General features: G+C 71.6%; 16 protein-coding genes. 8 read left to right on the forward strand and 8 right to left on the reverse strand.

What is annotated here, in order from left to right; genetic code table 11:
* From Aut01nite_RS13850 to Aut01nite_RS13865, 4 genes are all read left to right on the forward strand, one after another.
* Complete coding sequence (locus tag Aut01nite_RS13850) at positions 1–1,584, forward strand: acyl-CoA synthetase (protein WP_043525588.1); 1,584 nt, start codon at positions 1–3, stop codon at positions 1,582–1,584.
* A complete protein-coding gene (locus Aut01nite_RS13855; RefSeq protein WP_043525587.1) occupies positions 1,574–2,656 on the forward strand; it encodes an NAD(P)H-dependent flavin oxidoreductase in 1,083 nt (360 codons plus the stop codon). Before Aut01nite_RS13850 ends, Aut01nite_RS13855 begins: the two co-directional genes overlap by 11 nt.
* 75 nt (positions 2,657–2,731) lie before the next feature.
* Positions 2,732–2,992: a hypothetical protein gene (locus Aut01nite_RS13860; RefSeq protein ID WP_043525586.1), complete on the forward strand. Its 261-nt coding sequence runs from the start codon at positions 2,732–2,734 to the stop codon at positions 2,990–2,992.
* A 63-nt stretch (positions 2,993–3,055) separates the two neighbouring features.
* A complete protein-coding gene (locus Aut01nite_RS13865; protein WP_043525585.1) occupies positions 3,056–4,942 on the forward strand; it encodes an ABC transporter ATP-binding protein in 1,887 nt (628 codons plus the stop codon).
* Here the strand turns inward: Aut01nite_RS13865 and Aut01nite_RS13870 are convergent.
* Positions 4,905–5,492, reverse strand: coding sequence for a hypothetical protein (locus tag Aut01nite_RS13870; RefSeq protein ID WP_043525584.1), 588 nt, complete (start codon positions 5,490–5,492; stop codon positions 4,905–4,907). The genes Aut01nite_RS13865 and Aut01nite_RS13870 overlap by 38 nt on opposite strands.
* 266 nt (positions 5,493–5,758) lie before the next feature.
* Between Aut01nite_RS13870 and Aut01nite_RS13875 the strand changes: the two genes are divergently transcribed.
* The 3 genes from Aut01nite_RS13875 to Aut01nite_RS13885 all read left to right on the forward strand — a co-directional run bounded on the left by Aut01nite_RS13875 (position 5,759) and on the right by Aut01nite_RS13885 (position 7,328).
* Positions 5,759–5,962, forward strand: coding sequence for a cold-shock protein (locus Aut01nite_RS13875; protein ID WP_043525583.1), 204 nt, complete (start codon positions 5,759–5,761; stop codon positions 5,960–5,962).
* 163 nt (positions 5,963–6,125) lie between these two features.
* Positions 6,126–6,701, forward strand: a complete 576-nt coding sequence (locus Aut01nite_RS13880) for a TIGR03086 family metal-binding protein (RefSeq protein ID WP_043525664.1) — start codon at positions 6,126–6,128, stop codon at positions 6,699–6,701.
* A gap of 114 nt (positions 6,702–6,815) precedes the next feature.
* Entirely contained in the window at positions 6,816–7,328 is a 513-nt protein-coding gene (locus Aut01nite_RS13885; protein ID WP_161790646.1) for a hypothetical protein, read from the forward strand.
* A gap of 185 nt (positions 7,329–7,513) precedes the next feature.
* Here the strand turns inward: Aut01nite_RS13885 and Aut01nite_RS13890 are convergent, their stop codons facing one another.
* The 6 genes from Aut01nite_RS13890 to Aut01nite_RS13915 form a co-directional block, all read right to left on the reverse strand.
* Entirely contained in the window at positions 7,514–8,101 is a 588-nt protein-coding gene (locus tag Aut01nite_RS13890; RefSeq protein WP_043525581.1) for a calcium-binding protein, read from the reverse strand.
* A gap of 238 nt (positions 8,102–8,339) precedes the next feature.
* On the reverse strand, positions 8,340–9,329 hold the full coding sequence (locus Aut01nite_RS13895) for a polysaccharide deacetylase family protein (RefSeq protein ID WP_043525580.1): 990 nt from the start codon (positions 9,327–9,329) through the stop codon (positions 8,340–8,342).
* Positions 9,330–9,431: 102 nt separating this feature from the next.
* Positions 9,432–9,680 carry a hypothetical protein gene (locus tag Aut01nite_RS13900; protein WP_152628733.1) on the reverse strand — a complete coding sequence of 83 codons (249 nt, stop codon included), beginning with the start codon at positions 9,678–9,680 and terminating at the stop codon, positions 9,432–9,434.
* A gap of 91 nt (positions 9,681–9,771) precedes the next feature.
* Positions 9,772–10,893: a sulfotransferase family protein gene (locus Aut01nite_RS13905; RefSeq protein WP_043525578.1), complete on the reverse strand. Its 1,122-nt coding sequence runs from the start codon at positions 10,891–10,893 to the stop codon at positions 9,772–9,774.
* Positions 10,890–11,657 carry an SDR family oxidoreductase gene (locus Aut01nite_RS13910; RefSeq protein WP_043525577.1) on the reverse strand — a complete coding sequence of 256 codons (768 nt, stop codon included), beginning with the start codon at positions 11,655–11,657 and terminating at the stop codon, positions 10,890–10,892. The genes Aut01nite_RS13905 and Aut01nite_RS13910 overlap by 4 nt, the downstream gene beginning before the upstream one ends.
* A gap of 4 nt (positions 11,658–11,661) precedes the next feature.
* The gene (locus Aut01nite_RS13915; protein ID WP_043525576.1) at positions 11,662–12,792 is read right to left on the reverse strand and encodes a hypothetical protein; all 1,131 of its coding nucleotides are present in this window, start codon (positions 12,790–12,792) and stop codon (positions 11,662–11,664) included.
* Positions 12,793–12,872: 80 nt separating this feature from the next.
* On the opposite strand from Aut01nite_RS13915, the gene Aut01nite_RS13920 reads away from it, so the two are divergent.
* Positions 12,873–13,847, forward strand: a complete 975-nt coding sequence (locus tag Aut01nite_RS13920) for an alcohol dehydrogenase catalytic domain-containing protein (RefSeq protein ID WP_043525575.1) — start codon at positions 12,873–12,875, stop codon at positions 13,845–13,847.
* A 6-nt stretch (positions 13,848–13,853) separates the two neighbouring features.
* Here the strand turns inward: Aut01nite_RS13920 and Aut01nite_RS13925 are convergent, their stop codons facing one another.
* Positions 13,854–14,885 carry a hypothetical protein gene (locus Aut01nite_RS13925; RefSeq protein WP_043525574.1) on the reverse strand — a complete coding sequence of 344 codons (1,032 nt, stop codon included), beginning with the start codon at positions 14,883–14,885 and terminating at the stop codon, positions 13,854–13,856.
* Positions 14,886–15,011: the final 126 nt, after the last annotated feature.

Here is a 15,011-nt window from a genome sequence, read left to right on the forward strand (position 1 = left end):
ATGGCGGCCAATATTGCGGACCTGTTCGAGCACGCGGTCGACGCCTTTGGAGATCGCGTCGCGGTGGCCTGCGGCGAGCGTGCGGCCACCTATGCCGAGTTGGAGGAGACCGCCAACCGTCTGGCCCATTTCCTGCGCAGTCGAGGGGTGGGCAAGGGTGCCCACGTCGGGCTCTACGCGGGCAACTCGATCGAGGCACTGGTCGCCATGATCGCCGTGTACAAGCTCCGCGCCGTGGTCGTCAACGTCAACTATCGCTATGTCGAGAACGAGTTACAGTATCTGATCACCGACGCCGGCCTGGACGTGCTGATCCACGACCGCGGACTGTCGGAGCGGGTCGGCGCCGTCGCGTCCGGTCTGACCACGATGATCGCGCTGCCCGACGGCTCCCGATCCGATCTCCCCGGTGTCTCCTATGCGGACGCCGTCGGGGCGGGAAAGCCGGGCCGGGATTTCGGGGAGCGGTCCGGGGACGACATCTATCTGCTGTACACCGGCGGCACCACCGGCTATCCCAAGGGCGTGATCTGGCGGCACGAGGACGTCTGGCGGGTCCTCGGCGGCGGCATCGACTTCATGACCGGCATCCCCCTCGACGACGAGTGGGCGCAGAGCCGGCGCGGCGCCGAGACACCCCCGATGACCCGGCTCTGCCTGGCGCCGCTGATCCACGGCAACGCCCAGTGGGCCGCCCTCGCCGGCCTGTTCGCCGGCGACACCGTCGTCTTCCTGCCGCACTTCGACGCCGAGGAGGTGTGGCGCACCGTCGAACGCCGCCGGGTCAACGTGATCGTGCTGATCGGCGACGCGATGGCCCGGCCGATCATCGAGGCGTACCTGGCCGGCAGCCACGACGGATCCTCGCTGGTGGCGATCTCGTCGAGCGCCGCGCTGTTCTCCCCGTCGGTGAAGCGCCAGTACCTGCAGGCGCTGCCGGACGTCATGGTCACCGACGCGATCGGCGCGTCCGAGACCGGGTTCACCGGCCTCGGGATCGTCGCCGACGTGGCCGGTGGCGCCGTCGACGGCCCGCGGGTCATGCCCGGCCCGGACACCATCGTCATCGACGAGCACGGGCGGAAGGCGCCACCGGGCGTGATCGGCCGGCTGGCCCGGGGTGGGCACGTGCCGCTCGGCTACTACAACGACCCGGCCAAGACGGCGGAGCTGCTCACCGAGGTCGACGGGGTCCGCTACGCCGTGCCCGGCGACCTGGCCCGGATCGAGGACGACGGCACGATCACCCTGCTCGGCCGGGGCAACACGTGCGTCAACACCGGGGGCGAGAAGGTCTTCCCGGAGGAGGTCGAAGGGGCCCTCAAATCCCATCCGGACGTGTTCGACGCCCTGGTCATCGGGATCCCCGACGACCTGCTCGGCCAGAAGGTGGCCGCGCTCGTCCAGTTGCGTGACGGCGCCAAGGCCGACGTGGACGGCCTCGACACGCTGGTCCGGCAGCGGATCGCCGGGTTCAAGGCGCCCCGCGCGATCTGGTTCGTCGACCGGATCCAGCGCACCATCAGCGGCAAGGCCGACTACCGCTGGGCCCACGCCTGGACGAGGGAGAACGATGCGGACTGACCTGTGCGACCTCCTCGGCATCGACGTCCCGATCGTCGGGTTCAGCCCCTCCGAGCACGTCGTCGCGGCGATCAGCCGAGCCGGCGGGCTCGGCGTGCTGGGGTGCGTCCGGTTCAACGACGCCGATGAGCTGGACACCGTCCTCACCTGGCTGGACGGGGCCACCGGCGGCCGCCCGTACGGCGTCGACGTGGTCATGCCCAGCACCCGCCCCACCGAAGGCGTCCCGGAGGACCTCGGCGAACTCATCCCGGAAGGCCACCGGGAGTTCGTCGACCGCACCCTGCTCCGCCTCGGGGTGCCGCCGCTGTCCGGTGAGCCGCGGCCCGGCGTCCTCGGCTGGCTCCACTCGGTCGCCCGCAGCCACGTCGAGGTGGCGCTGCGCCACCCGATCCGGCTGATCGCCAACGCGCTCGGCCCGCCACCGCCCGACGTCATCGCCCAGGCCCACGACCGGAACCTCCTGGTCGCGGCCCTGGCCGGGCGGGCCGACCACGCCCGCAGCCACGCCGCGGCAGGCGTCGACATCGTGGTCGCGCAGGGCTACGAGGCCGGCGGGCACACCGGGGAGATCGCCGGGATGGTGCTGATCCCCGAGGTGGTGGACGCGGTCGGCGTGCCGGTCCTGGCCGCCGGCGGCATCGGCAGCGGACGGCAGATCGCGGCGGCGCTCGCCCTCGGCGCCCGCGGAGTGTGGATGGGGTCGGTCTGGCTCGGCACCAGCGAGTACGAGAGCGGCCCGGCGCTGCGGGAGGCGCTGCTGCGGGCGTCGTCGAGCGACACGGTCCGCAGCCGCATCTACTCCGGCAAACCGGCGCGGCTGCTGCGCAACCGCTGGACCGAGGCGTGGTCGGCGGACGCCGCGCCCCGGCCGCTGCCGATGCCGTTGCAGAACCTGCTGGTGTCGGGGGCGCACGAACGGCTGATGGCGTCCGGGGACCCGAGTGTCGTACCGATGCCGGTCGGTCAGATCGTCGGCCGGATGAACGCGGTCCGCCGGGTCGCGGAGGTGATGTCCGATCTGGTCACCGAAGCCGACGAGACTCTCGCCAGGCTGCCCAAGCTGCTCTGACGAAAACCCGGTCCGGTACGCCGTGCGCGTGCCGGGGGCCCGCACGGCATGCGCAGACATGCCAAGCTCGTCGATATGACACCAGACCAGCACCAGGTCCGCGCGCAGGAGCTCGCCGCCGAGGCCGAGCAGGCCTACGCCGACATCCGCCTCCAGGTCGAGGCCGGGGACGACATCGACGAGCCGGTGTGGCGCTACCTCGACACCACCATCCAGCTCGGCCAACTGCACGCCACCCTGGCGCTGCGCCGGCCGCCGGCCGGATCCCCGGCCGGTTACGAGGACGGCGGCGCCGTCGACTACGGCGACGCTGATCCCACCTACGACCGGCGCTGACCGCGATTCATTTGCTGAAATCGGCTTGACCTGCACTGCGGTTCACCTGATTTGGTGGCGGCCATGAGCATGGAATTCGCCGCATGGAACTCGATGTACCACGTCATGAACCAGCAGGACGACAGACGGCCGTTCTCCCGGGCCACGTTGCGGCGAATACTCGCGCTGGCCCGGCCACACCGGCGGCTGCTCGCCGGGTTCCTGGTGCTCAGCGTGGTGACGGCGATCCTCGCGGTGGCCACGCCGGTGGTGGCCGGGCTGGTCGTCGACGCCATCGTGAAGGGTCGCGAGGAGCGGCTCGTCATCATGCTGGCGGTCGGCATCGCGGTGATCTCGCTGACCGAGGCCGGCCTCGGGCTGGTGCAGCGGTCGCTGTCCGCGCGGATCGGCGAGGGGCTGATCCTCGACCTTCGGACCCGGGTGTTCGACCACGTGCAGCGGATGCCCGTCGCGTTCTTCACCCGTACCCGGACCGGCGCCCTGGTGAGCCGGCTCAACAACGATGTGATCGGGGCGCAGCGGGCGTTCAGCGACACCCTGTCCGGAGTGGTCGGCAATGTGGTCGGGCTGGTGCTGACCCTGGTCGTGATGCTCGGGATCTCCTGGCAGATCACCGTCCTCGCGCTGTTGCTGCTGCCGGTGTTCGTGCTGCCGGCCCGGCGGATGGGCGGCCGGCTGGCCGGGATGGAACGGGAGGCGGCCGAGCACAACGCGGCGATGAACACGCAGATGACCGAGCGGTTCTCCGCGCCCGGCGCGACGCTCGTCAAGCTGTACGGCGATCCGGCGGCGGAGTCGGCCGAGTTCGCGGCCCGGGCCCGGCGGGTGCGGGACATCGGGGTCCGTACGGCGATGGCCCAGTGGACCTTCCTCACCGCGCTGACCTCGGTGTCGGCGGTGGCGATCGCGCTGGTCTACGGGCTGGGCGGCTTCTACGCGCTGCGCGGGGAGCTGGAGCCGGGCGCGGTGGTGGCCCTGGCGATCCTGCTGACCCGGCTGTACGCGCCGCTCACCAGCCTGGCCAGCGCCCGCGTCGAGGTGATGACCGCCCTGGTCAGCTTCGAGCGGGTGTTCGAGGTGCTCGACCTGAAACCGCTGATCGTGGAGAAGCCGGCGGCCGAGCCGGTGCCGGACGGGCCGGTGTCGGTGGAGTTCCGGGACGTGCGGTTCGCGTACCCGTCGGCCGACAAGGTGTCCCTCGCCTCGCTGGAGGAGGTCGCCTCCCTGGACACCCGCGGCGGCGAGGAGGTCCTGCACGGCATCTCGTTCCGCGCCGAACCGGGCCAGATGGTGGCGCTCGTCGGCTCGTCCGGAGCGGGCAAGTCGACGATGGCGAGTCTGCTGCCGCGGCTCTACGACACCGGATCCGGGTCGGTACGCCTGGCCGGCGTGGACGTCCGGGACCTGAGCGCGGCCTCGCTGCGGCAGTCGCTCGGCATGGTCACCCAGGACGGGCACCTCTTCCACGAGACGGTCCGGGCCAACCTGCTGCTGGCCCGCCCGGACGCGACCGAGGACGACCTGTGGGACGTGCTGCGCCGGGCCCACGTCGACGACCTGATCCGATCGCTGCCCGACGGGCTGGACACGGTCGTCGGGGAACGCGGGTACCGGTTCTCCGGTGGGGAACGGCAGCGGCTCACCATCGCCCGGCTGCTGCTGGCCCGCCCGCGGGTGGTGGTGCTGGACGAGGCGACCGCGCACCTCGACTCGACCTCCGAGCAGGCGGTGCAGGCCGCACTCGGGGAGGCGCTGAACGGCCGGACCGCGGTGGTGATCGCGCACCGGCTGTCCACCGTCCGGGCCGCCGACCAGATCCTGGTGATCGAGGGCGGCCGGGTGGTGGAGCGGGGCACCCACACCGAGCTGCTGGCGGCCGGTGGGCGTTACGAGGAGTTGTACCGGACCCAGTTCAACGAAGGACGGCCGCCCGCGGTAGCGCTCGGCTGAGCACCTTCTCGGCGCGGTCGCGGTCGCCGTCGCCGGTCTCCCAGCCGGCGTCGGCGACCAGCACGATCGTCGGGCCGGTCCGGGCGATAGCCACGAACGTGTGATGGGTGATCTGCTCGCCGACGTGCTCCCACGACCGGGTCCAGCGCAGCACCAGCCGGTCGGGCGCGGTGACGAGCAGGCGCCAGGTGTCGTCGTCGCAGGTCCGCAGGGCCGTGCGAAGGTCGCGCAGGTAGTCGCGGGCGCCGCCGGGGCGGTGCAGGGCGACGTACTCCAGGACCACCTCGGGCCCCTGGTCCACGTCGATCACCGCGGAGACGGCCCGGTCGGCGACCGGCGCCCGGACGGCGAGCCCGCACGGCCGGGGCGGCCGCAGAGCGGGGAAGCTCTCGTCGTCGGCGGCGTAGGGCCGCGCCCCGCCGAGATCGTCCGGCTGGATCATCGCCGCGTCCGGGATGCCGGCGGCGGGTGGCCCGGCAGCGGCGTAGGCGGCCGTCACCCCGGTGAACAGCGCCAGCACAGCGGCCAGGAACACGCGGAAGACGAGCATGTCACCTCCAACGACCGAGCCACTGATTTCGACCCTACGCCCGGGTCCGCCGGTTTCGGCGGACACTTCCCCGATTCGTGTGTTACGTTGGGCGCGTTGCAGTTTTGATTTCCTGAGACTTCAGAATCTCGCCGACGTGGACCGACGCCTGCAGGGCATCCGAGCCCTTCAGGCGTTTTTCGTCGGTGTCGATTCTCGGGGGAAGTCAACACGGCGACGCGGAGTTCCGCGCGGTGCGGCGCTCCACAGCTGTCAAGGAGAAAATCATGGCCACCGGTACCGTGAAGTGGTTCAACAGCGACAAGGGCTTCGGCTTCATCACCCAGGACAGCGGCGGCCCCGACGTGTTCGCGCACTTCTCGGCCATCGCGACGTCCGGGTTCCGTACCCTCGAGGAGAACCAGCGCGTGGAGTTCGAGGTCTCGCAGGGCCAGAAGGGCCCGCAGGCGGAGAACATCCGCACGATCTGAGCCGCGCGCGGTGAAAACGGCCCCGGAATTCGATCTCCGGGGCCTTGAAAGAACCTGAAAGTGTGTGCGGTTTTCAACCGTGCACACTTTTTCTTTTCCAGGACGGCCTCGTGGTTTAAACTTGCGAGTTGAAACTGCCCGATACCGGAAAAGGATGCCGCCGATGCCGTCAGCCGACCCGTCTCCCGCGCAGCGCCACCACCAGATCGCCGCCGACTTCACCACCCGCGTCGAGGGCGCGAAGGACTGGGACGCCCCCTCGCCCGTGCCCGGCTGGACCGCCCGGGACGTGGTCCGGCACCTCGTCGAGTGGCTGCCCGGTTTCCTTGCCGGCGGTGCCGGCGTGACGCTGCCGGCCGGTCCCGGGGCCGACCAGGACCCGGTCCAGGCCTGGCACGTCCAGCGCGCCGCCGTGCAGGAGCTGCTGGTCGACCCGGAGACCGCGAACCGGACGTTCCGCAACCCGCACATCGGCGATGTTCCGCTGGATCAGGCGATCGATCGCTTCTACACCACCGACGTCTTCCTGCACACCTGGGACCTGGCCCGCGCCACCGGCCAGGACGCCACCCTCGACGCCGGCCAGTGCGCCGACCTGCTCGCCGGGATGGAGCCGATGGACGCGATGCTCCGCGCCTCCGGGCAGTTCGGCCCGGCCGTCCCGGTGCCCGCCGACGCCGACCCGCAGGCCCGCCTGATCGGCTTCATCGGCCGCGACCCGCACTGGACGCCGAACTGACCGCCGCCCGGGTCGCCGCTCCCCGCCGGGGCTCCTGACGTCTGTTCGCTTCGCCGACCCGGAGGCGGATGAACTTCGATATGCTCGGCGGGTTCGGCGGACCGGGGGATTCGAGTGCCTGACGAAGCGGTGCGCGAGGTGCCGGCGGGACGCCGGTGGCAGGGCTGGGCCGGCGGGTTGGCGCTCGCCGTCGCCGCCGTGATCGGGTTCATGGCGGTGGACGCCGACGAGCCGTCGGGTGCCCGAGCGGGGGCGTCGCCGGATTCGCCGGAGCGGCGGCAGCGGCTGGTGGACGAGCTGCTGGAGCGGCGCGCGGCGGCGTTCAGCGCGGGCGACGAGGCGGCCTGGCTGGCCGACGTCGATCCGCGGCACCCCGAGATCGTGGCGTACGAGCGGTCCCGGTTCCGCAATCTCCAGGGGTTGCGGCCGAGCTTCTTCCGGCTGTTCCCGGGCGGCGGTTATCTCGGGGACGGCCAGTCCGAGCCGGCTCGCGGGCACGTCTACGTCCGGCAGATGATGCGCCTGCCGGACGACACGGACGGCGTCGTCAACATCCACACCTGGAGCATCACCTTCCGTGACGGCGAGGTCGTGGTCACCGGCATCCGCGCCTTCCAGCGCCCGTGACCCCGTTCTTCCGCCGGTACGAGCCACCGCGGTCCCGTGCCCTGGAGGCAAGGCCGACGGGCCGTTGCCGCCCGGCTCACCGGGTGGCAACGGCCCGCTGTCGCTACCCGGGCCACCGGCGGGTGTCAGGACCCGCCGACCGTATTCGTGCCGGCGCGGGCAGGGGGCGACGAACTCACCGGCCGTCAGCCGATGTGGTTGCGGCCGGCCCCGCCGTACATCTCGTCCTTGCCGTTGCCGCCGATCAGCCGGTCGTTGCCGGCGCCGCCGTGGAGGACGTCGCCGCCGTTGCCGCCGAGGATGTGGTCGTCGCCGCCGTTGCCGTAGATCCGGTCGTCGCCGTCGTTGCCGTAGAGGACCTCCCCGCGGGCGCCGCCGGTGATCGTGTCGTTGCCGGTGCCGCCGTGGGCGACGAGCTTCGACGTCGTCCTGTTGGTGACGGTGTCGTCCCGGTCGTAGGTGGCGATCTCGATGAACCTGTTGTTCTCGCTCAGGCCGCAGTGCACCTTGGTCTTGTCACCCGTGGCCTGCTTGCAGAACTTGCCGGGCTTGATCGGGAACGTGTCGTCGATGGTGATGTAGTGGTGGCTCGGCCCGTTCGTGACGACGATCCGGTTGGCCTTGCCGGTCGCGGCCTTGAACTGGATCGTGCTGAAGCCGTCCGGCGTGCCGGCGACGTACGCCACCCCGGTGGTGGCCGCCTGGGCGGGTGTGGCGAAAGCCGTCACCAGCGTGGTGGAGAGCAGTGCGACGGCGAGGTGCCTTGTGCGCATGACTGAACCGTTCCTCCCCGTGGATGATCTGACACTGGTGTGATCCTCCGGCGGGCGGCCCAGTTCGCGAATCAAGGTAACGGATCGGTAACGAGGTCCCTGCCGGCGAAGGCGGCTGAGTCACGGTCACCCCCGGGGTTGAGACAGCCGTGACAACCAGCCGGACAAGCCGGACAGGCAGGGTGGCGCGGCGGCCGTGGGGACGGCCGCCGCGCCGTGGTGGGAACGGGGTGGGTGGTCAGGTGGCGGAGCAGGAGACCGACGGCCAGGTCCGGTTGCCGTTGGTCTGGACGGTGAGGCCGAAGGTGTTGCCGCCGCCGTTCGGCCGGGCGACCATCTGCTGCGCGGTGGGCCAGGTCGCCGCGGTGTTCCAGGTGTTGATGACCCTGGCGGGGGACGGCAGGTTCAGTGTCACGGTCCAGTTGTTCGAGCCGGTGACGGTGACGTTGAGGTTGTAGCGGTCGCTCCACGACTGCCCGGCGGACAGGGTCGCGGTGCAGGAGCCGGTGGGCGGCGGGGTGGTGGTGCCGCCGTCGGGCGCCACGGCGCGGCCGGTGGTGGGCGAGATCATGCCGGAGCACAGGCCGCGGGCGGCGAGGCCCGCCGCGATCCGCGGGATCGCGGCGATCGTGTTGGCCGGCCAGTCGTGCATCAGGATGACCTGGCCGTTGGTGAGCCGGCCGGCGGCGGCCACGATCGCCTCGGTGGAGGCGTTGTTCCAGTCCTGGCTGTCGACGTCCCAGAGGATCTCGGTGAGGCCGTACTTCTGCTCGACCGCACGCAGGGTCGCGTTCGTCTCGCCGTACGGCGGCCGGAACAGTCGCGGGGTGCCGCCGCCGCCGTTCGCGATGGCGGTCTGGGTCCGCGCGATCTCCGAGTCCATGGCGCTCTGGCTGAGCTGGGTCATGTGCGGGTGGGTGTAGCTGTGGTTCGCCACCCACATCCCGGCGTCGACCTGGGCGCGGACCAGGGCGGGGTTGGCGGCGGCGTACTGGCCCTGGTTGAACATGGTGGCCCGCAGGCCGTTGTTGCGCAGGGCCGCGAGCAGGCTCGGCGTGCTGCCGGTCTGCGGCCCGTCGTCGAAGGTCAGGCCGACGTAGCCGGTGCAGGCGGCGGCCTGGGCCGTGGTGGTCGTGGCGCCGGCGTGGGCGGCGCCACCCGTGATCATCGTGAGTGCGCACGCGGCGCCGAGAAGGGTGGTGAGGCGGCGGACGGGACGGTGTGGCATGGCGCTTCGACCTCCTGGGGGAGCCCGGTGGGGAATCGGGCCTCAGATCGACAGTGAGCGATCCCTGCTGTCAGCGAGTATTGGATGCGCCACGCCACACTGTCAACAACTTCCGGAAACATTCCGGAATTGCAGCGTCCAAAATTCGCAGGTCGACGGCAACCTTAAGAGATCGACTCCGAGAGTTTGCGGAATGTGTCCCCGAAACTTACGGAATCGGCAGGCGCCCGGAAAGAACGCCGGTAGAGCGAGCTCCGGGTTCATCGCGGTCGTCGTGGTCGCCACCGCGATCACGGCCACCAGCAGCGTCGGCAGCACGGTGAAGACCCCGGTGGACGTCGGCGCGGTCACGGCGGACCGCCGCCACAGCGTCACACCCGCCCCGATCATCCCGAGAGCCGCGAGACCGGCCGGCACGGGGGACGTGCCTCAGCCGCGGCTGTCACCCCGCGAAGGCGGCGTCCACCAGGGCGGGGGTAAGGCCGTACGCCGCCGGGTCGTAGGTGTGGTCGGGGGTGGGCGTACCCCGCAGGATCGCCTCGTCCACCGCGGACCGCGCGCCGGGGGACCACCGCGCGCCCAGCCGGTCGTAGATCATCTCGACCGTGCCCCGGGGATCCGCGACGAGATCCGCATGCCGCACGTCGATGAACCGGGCCGGATCGTGCCGGGCCCGGTCGGCGCGGAAACGGCGCAGCCCGCGCGACCACAGCGACAGCTGCGCGCGGCCCAGCACCGGCCCGCCGAACACCGTGGACCAGCCGGCCGAGGCGCGTTCGGTGAGGCTGCACACCGAGGCGATCACGGTTCGCGGATCCCGGTGGGTCTGGATCACCATGGCGTCCGGGTACGTCGCGAACAGGGCGTCCAGCGCGAACAGGTGACTCGGGTTCTTCAGCACCCACCGCCGCCCCTGATCGCGCAGGCCGATCAGTTGCAGGTTGCGGCGGTGCCGGGCGTAGGCGGGCGTCCAGTCCCGCCCGTCGAGCCACGCCGCATAGCCCGGGATGTACGCCGTGCACTCGAACGACACCGAGGTCATCGACTGGCAGAGCAGCCGCCAGCACTCCTCCACCCGCTCCGGCCGCATGTGGTGCACCCCGTCCAGGCCGGCGTCGCGGTACGCCTCGCGCAGCGCCGCGAACACCGGATGACCCTCCCACTCGGCGCGCGGCGGCCGTGGTTGCGGCACCTCGGTGAGCCACAGTTCCGGCCCCTGGTGCGCCGGGTCGGCGGTGAGCAGCCGGTGCAGGGCGGTGGTCCCGGTGCGCGGCAGGCCGGTGACGAACACCGGGTGTTCGATCGCGACGCGGGCATGCTCCGGGAACTCCCGCCACGCCGCCTCCGCGAGCAGGCGCGAGACCAGGGCGCCGCGCAACAGGCCGCGGGTCCGCTTGCTGCCGGCGGGGGTGAGGGCCGCTTCCCCGGCGTACGACCGGAGCAGCACCCGCAGCCCTTCGGCGTACCCGTCACCGTCCCCGAAGTCGTCCAGCCCGGTCAGCCTGGCCGCCGACGCGTGCAGATCCTCGACGGTCCCGACGTCGGTGCGCGCGCTCGTCGTCAATGGTGGAACTCCCCACAGTTCACGTCGAGGCACGCCCCGGTGATCCCGCGCGCCAGGTCGGAGGCGAGGAACAGGATCGCGTCGGCCACCTCGTCCGGCTCCGGCAGCCGCCGCAGATCGGTCTGCGCCGCCACCTCGTCGTAGATCTGCCGGGCCGGCACCCCGCGCCGGGCCGCCTGGAACTCGAACCAGCCCCGCAACTGATCGGCCCAGATCCAGCCGGGCGCCACCGAGTTGACCCGGACGCCTTTCGGGCCGAGTTCGCCGGCGAGGTTCTGCGCGGCGGCGAGGAGGGCCGCCTTCGCGAGCCGGTACGGCCCGAACGGCCGCCGGGAGTGCCGCAGCACCGCCGAGTTGACGACCACTATCGAGCCCCGCGACGCGACGAGCGCCGGGGTCGCCGCGCGGACGACACGCAGCGCCGTGATGACGTTGTCGTGCAGCCCCTGTCCGATCCCGTCGAGATCGACCCGGCCGAGGGTGCCCATCGGCGGCATCGTGAACGCGTTCTGGATCAGGACGTCGATCCGCCCGAACTCGGCGAGCGCCGCGTCGATCAGCTGCCGCAGGGCCCCGTCGTCGTTCAGGTCGGTGGGCACCGCGCGTACCGGCCCGTCGACCGTCTTCGCGATCTCGTCGAGGGCCGGCGCGGTCCGCGCGGCGAGCACCAGTGACGCGCCCTGCGCGGCGGCCCGTCGGGCGACGGCCGCGCCGAGCCCCGGCCCGGCCCCGGCGACCAGCACCACCCTGCCGTCCAGCAGCACCGGGTCAGCCCAGCATCCGGGCCGCGCAGGCGGCCTGCCGGGCGGCGATCCGCTCACGCCACGCCACCGGCCCGACCGGGGTGTGGAACGGTAACCGTTTCGGCAGGTCGTCGACGGCCACGATGTCGACCGCCGGGCCGTCGGCCGCGGTCAGCTCCCGGGACAGCCGCTGCCAGCGCAACTGCACGTAACCCCGGCGGTGGCCGGTGCGCTCCAGCCAGTTCGCGACGCCCGGGTCGCGTTCGCTGATCACGTAGCGGATCATGCCGTCCGGATCGATCCGGGCCTGGTCACGAGTGAGGCTGGTCTGGTGGTTGACGTAGTCCAGCGAGACGTACCACATGCTGCCCAGCTGGATCCCCTGATAGGGCGCGTCACTCGCCGGCACCGTGACGATCATGGCCTGGTCGTCGTCCAGGTCGTAGTGGCCGACCGAGGAGAACTGGGTGGTCAGCCCGCCGGGAGTGGACCGCGGAGCGGTGAGCGTGTTGACCGGCAGGTGCAGGTAGAACCGCTCGGCGAAGGCGAGGAACGTGCGCAGCCGGCTGATCAGGATCTTGCCGGCCACCCCGTACCGTTTGGTCAGCTCGTCCAGAGTGGGCGGCGGCGGGGCCGCGCCGATCCGGTCCGCGCGCTGGATGCGCAGCATGCCCGGGCGCTCGGCGGCCCAGTCGCTGAACACCTCGCGGACCACCAGCATCCCGGCGCCCTTGAGGCCCGGCCCGAGCCAGATCCGGAACGATCCGTCGGGCTCGGTCACGATCTCGCGGTCGTCGAAGGCGGCCAGGCTGCCCGGCACCGCGATCGGCGAGTAGTCGCCGTCGAGGATCTGGAAACTCAGGTCCACGGTGCTGCCGCGCACGCCGGTGACCAGGTACTCGGCGTCGTCGCGCAGCCACGCGTGGAAGTACAGGGTGTCCGGGTTGTCCAGGCCCATCTTCGTGTGGGGGCCGGTGGAGCGTACGAAATAGGGGAACTCCTTTTGGTACGCCCACGCCATCTGCACCGACGCGCGGATGCTGCCCGCCAGGTAGTCGTAGCCCTCGGCGAGGTCCCGATCATCGTGCACGTGCGGGGCCGTGGTGATGATCTTCTCGGCCTCTTGGATCGCCTCCGCGAACGGCTTCGTCAGCACACCTCGACAATAGAACTCGTTCTAGTTTCGGGTCAATGTCACCTTGACGAGCCGTGATAACAAGTTCCACTCTGGAGGGCGTGCTGGCATACCGGATGACCGCCTGGGGCGCACCACCACGAACCGTCGAGGCGCCCGACCCGGCGCCCGGGCCCGGCGAGACCCTGATCCGGGTCGCCGGATGCGGGCTCTGCCGCTCCGACCTGACCATGCGGCACGTCCCCGAGGCCGCGGGCGCCGCGCTCGGCTGGCGGATGCCGTTCACCCTCGGTCACGAGATCGCCGGATGGGTCGCGTCCACCGGCGAACCGGTCGCGCTGGTGTCACCGGCCTCCTGCGGCGCCTGCCGGCACTGCCTCCGCGGCCAGGACAGCGGCTGCCCGCACGGCCTCACCGGACGGGGGTACGGGCGCGACGGCGGCCTCGCCGATCACGTGCTCGTCGACGACGAACGGGCCCTCCTGCCCCTCGGCGATCTGGACCCGCGCCACGCCGGGCCGCTCACCGACGCCGGCGCCACCGCCATGCACGCGGTCCGGCGCGCGCTGCCCCGGGTCACCCCCGGCGGCACGGCCGTGGTGATCGGGGCGGGCGGGCTCGGCGCCTTCGCCGTCCAGTTCCTGCGGATCCTCACCGCCGCCACGGTCGTCGCGGTCGACCCCTCGCCGGCACGCCGCGACCACGCGCTGTCGATCGGCGCACACCACGCCACGCCCGCTTCCGGCACCCGCGACGCGGACGTGGTGCTCGACTTCGTCGGCACCGACGAGACGATCACGGCCGGGGTCGCGGCGGTCCGCACCGGCGGCGCCTACGGGCTGATCGGCTCGGCCGGCGGCAGACTCGGGAAACCGTGGTTCTCCGCGCTGCCCCGCGACGGCGAGGTGTTCACCTTCCAGGGCTCGTCGATCGCCGACGCGCAGGACGTGATCGGGCTGGCCCGCGCCGGCCTGATCCACAACCAGGTGGAGGAGTTCGCCTTCGGCGAGATCGAGCAGGCGTACGCGAGACTCGCGGCCGGCTCCCTCACCGGCCGCGCCGTCATCGTCCTCTGAGCGGGGTCAGGCGCCGCCCACGCCGTTCGCCCACCACCAGCTCCTCAGGTAGCCGTACTCCCGGCCGCCCCAGAACCAGTTCCACTCGTAACCCGGCCGGACGTATGGGCCGATCTCGTCGAACACGACCTTCGCCTCCTTCCGGCGACCGGTCAGGCTGTAGTACGCGGCCATCCACTGCCGCACCGCCGACAGCTGCTCGGAGACGGGCGGCGCCGCCCGGAACCTGGCGATCCACCGGTCGATGTCCTGCTGCACCTCGGGGCGGGCGAAGTAACGGCGGACCGCCCGCTGCGCCTCGTCGCTGTCGTCCTCCCAGGCGAACTCGCGCATCGCGAACTCGAAGTGGGCGAAGATCGGCAGGAGGACCGTCTTGTGGCCGGGCGGCGCCGCTTCGGCCGCCGAACGCGCCACGTTGAACATCAGCTCGTGCGAGCCGTACCACTTCTGGCAGGTCAGCATGACCGCGAGCTTGTTCGTCTCGAAGAAGTGCGGGTCCCGGCGCCGGGCCTCGGCGTACAGCTCCTCCAGGCCCCTCCCATGGGCGGCGAAGCACGACCTCATCAGCACCTCGAGGGGTCCCGGATCGTTCGGATGGGCCAGCTCCAGCGCCCGCTGGGCGGTCGCCGCGGATTTCTCCGACAGAACCTGAAAGCTGCGGAACTGCTCCGCTGACGTCTTGTTCGCCGAAGCCGCGCCCCGCGCCGCGCCGGCCCGCGTGCTGAGCACCTCCGCCCAGATCAGATTCGCCGCCGGGCTCGACGGCTCGGCACGCATCCAGCCGTCGAACCACTCGTCGTCCGCTCCCGCCAGCCCCGCGAAGATGCCGAGCCGGTAATTACGCAGCGCCCAGTCCTGGCCGGCGGCCTCGATCGCGTCCCGGGCCACCCGCCAGTCCCGGTCACGCAGCAGCCGTTCCCGTGCTTGCCGGAGAACGTCGTCCCGGATCAGCAGCTGTTCGTCGGCTTCGAAATCGGGGGTGGCGGGCAGGGGGCCGCCGAAGACGCGGCGGATCGCCCAGCGAACGTAGAAAGACACCGCAAGATCGTAAGAGCGGTGGTACTCGCGCGACAGGACCGATCGGCTGTTGTTCGTTCCGGTTCCGCGCCACCCCGTGCACCGTCGGCCTCGCCAGGCGCGGCGTGACCCGGACGCGGGTGGCCG

It is taken from the genome of Actinoplanes utahensis, assembly GCF_016862455.1.
In the GTDB taxonomy this organism is placed as follows: domain Bacteria; phylum Actinomycetota; class Actinomycetes; order Mycobacteriales; family Micromonosporaceae; genus Actinoplanes; species Actinoplanes utahensis.

Coding starts and splice junctions, on each gene's coding strand:
- Aut01nite_RS13870 (WP_043525584.1), bottom strand. CDS start 5,492: ATGCTCGTCTTCCGCGTGTTCCTGGCCGCTGTGCTGGCGCTGTTCACC.
- Aut01nite_RS13850 (WP_043525588.1), top strand. CDS start 1: ATGGCGGCCAATATTGCGGACCTGTTCGAGCACGCGGTCGACGCCTTT.
- Aut01nite_RS13855 (WP_043525587.1), top strand. CDS start 1,574: ATGCGGACTGACCTGTGCGACCTCCTCGGCATCGACGTCCCGATCGTC.
- Aut01nite_RS13865 (WP_043525585.1), top strand. CDS start 3,056: ATGAGCATGGAATTCGCCGCATGGAACTCGATGTACCACGTCATGAAC.
- Aut01nite_RS13890 (WP_043525581.1), bottom strand. CDS start 8,101: ATGCGCACAAGGCACCTCGCCGTCGCACTGCTCTCCACCACGCTGGTG.
- Aut01nite_RS13860 (WP_043525586.1), top strand. CDS start 2,732: ATGACACCAGACCAGCACCAGGTCCGCGCGCAGGAGCTCGCCGCCGAG.
- Aut01nite_RS13895 (WP_043525580.1), bottom strand. CDS start 9,329: ATGCCACACCGTCCCGTCCGCCGCCTCACCACCCTTCTCGGCGCCGCG.
- Aut01nite_RS13875 (WP_043525583.1), top strand. CDS start 5,759: ATGGCCACCGGTACCGTGAAGTGGTTCAACAGCGACAAGGGCTTCGGC.
- Aut01nite_RS13880 (WP_043525664.1), top strand. CDS start 6,126: ATGCCGTCAGCCGACCCGTCTCCCGCGCAGCGCCACCACCAGATCGCC.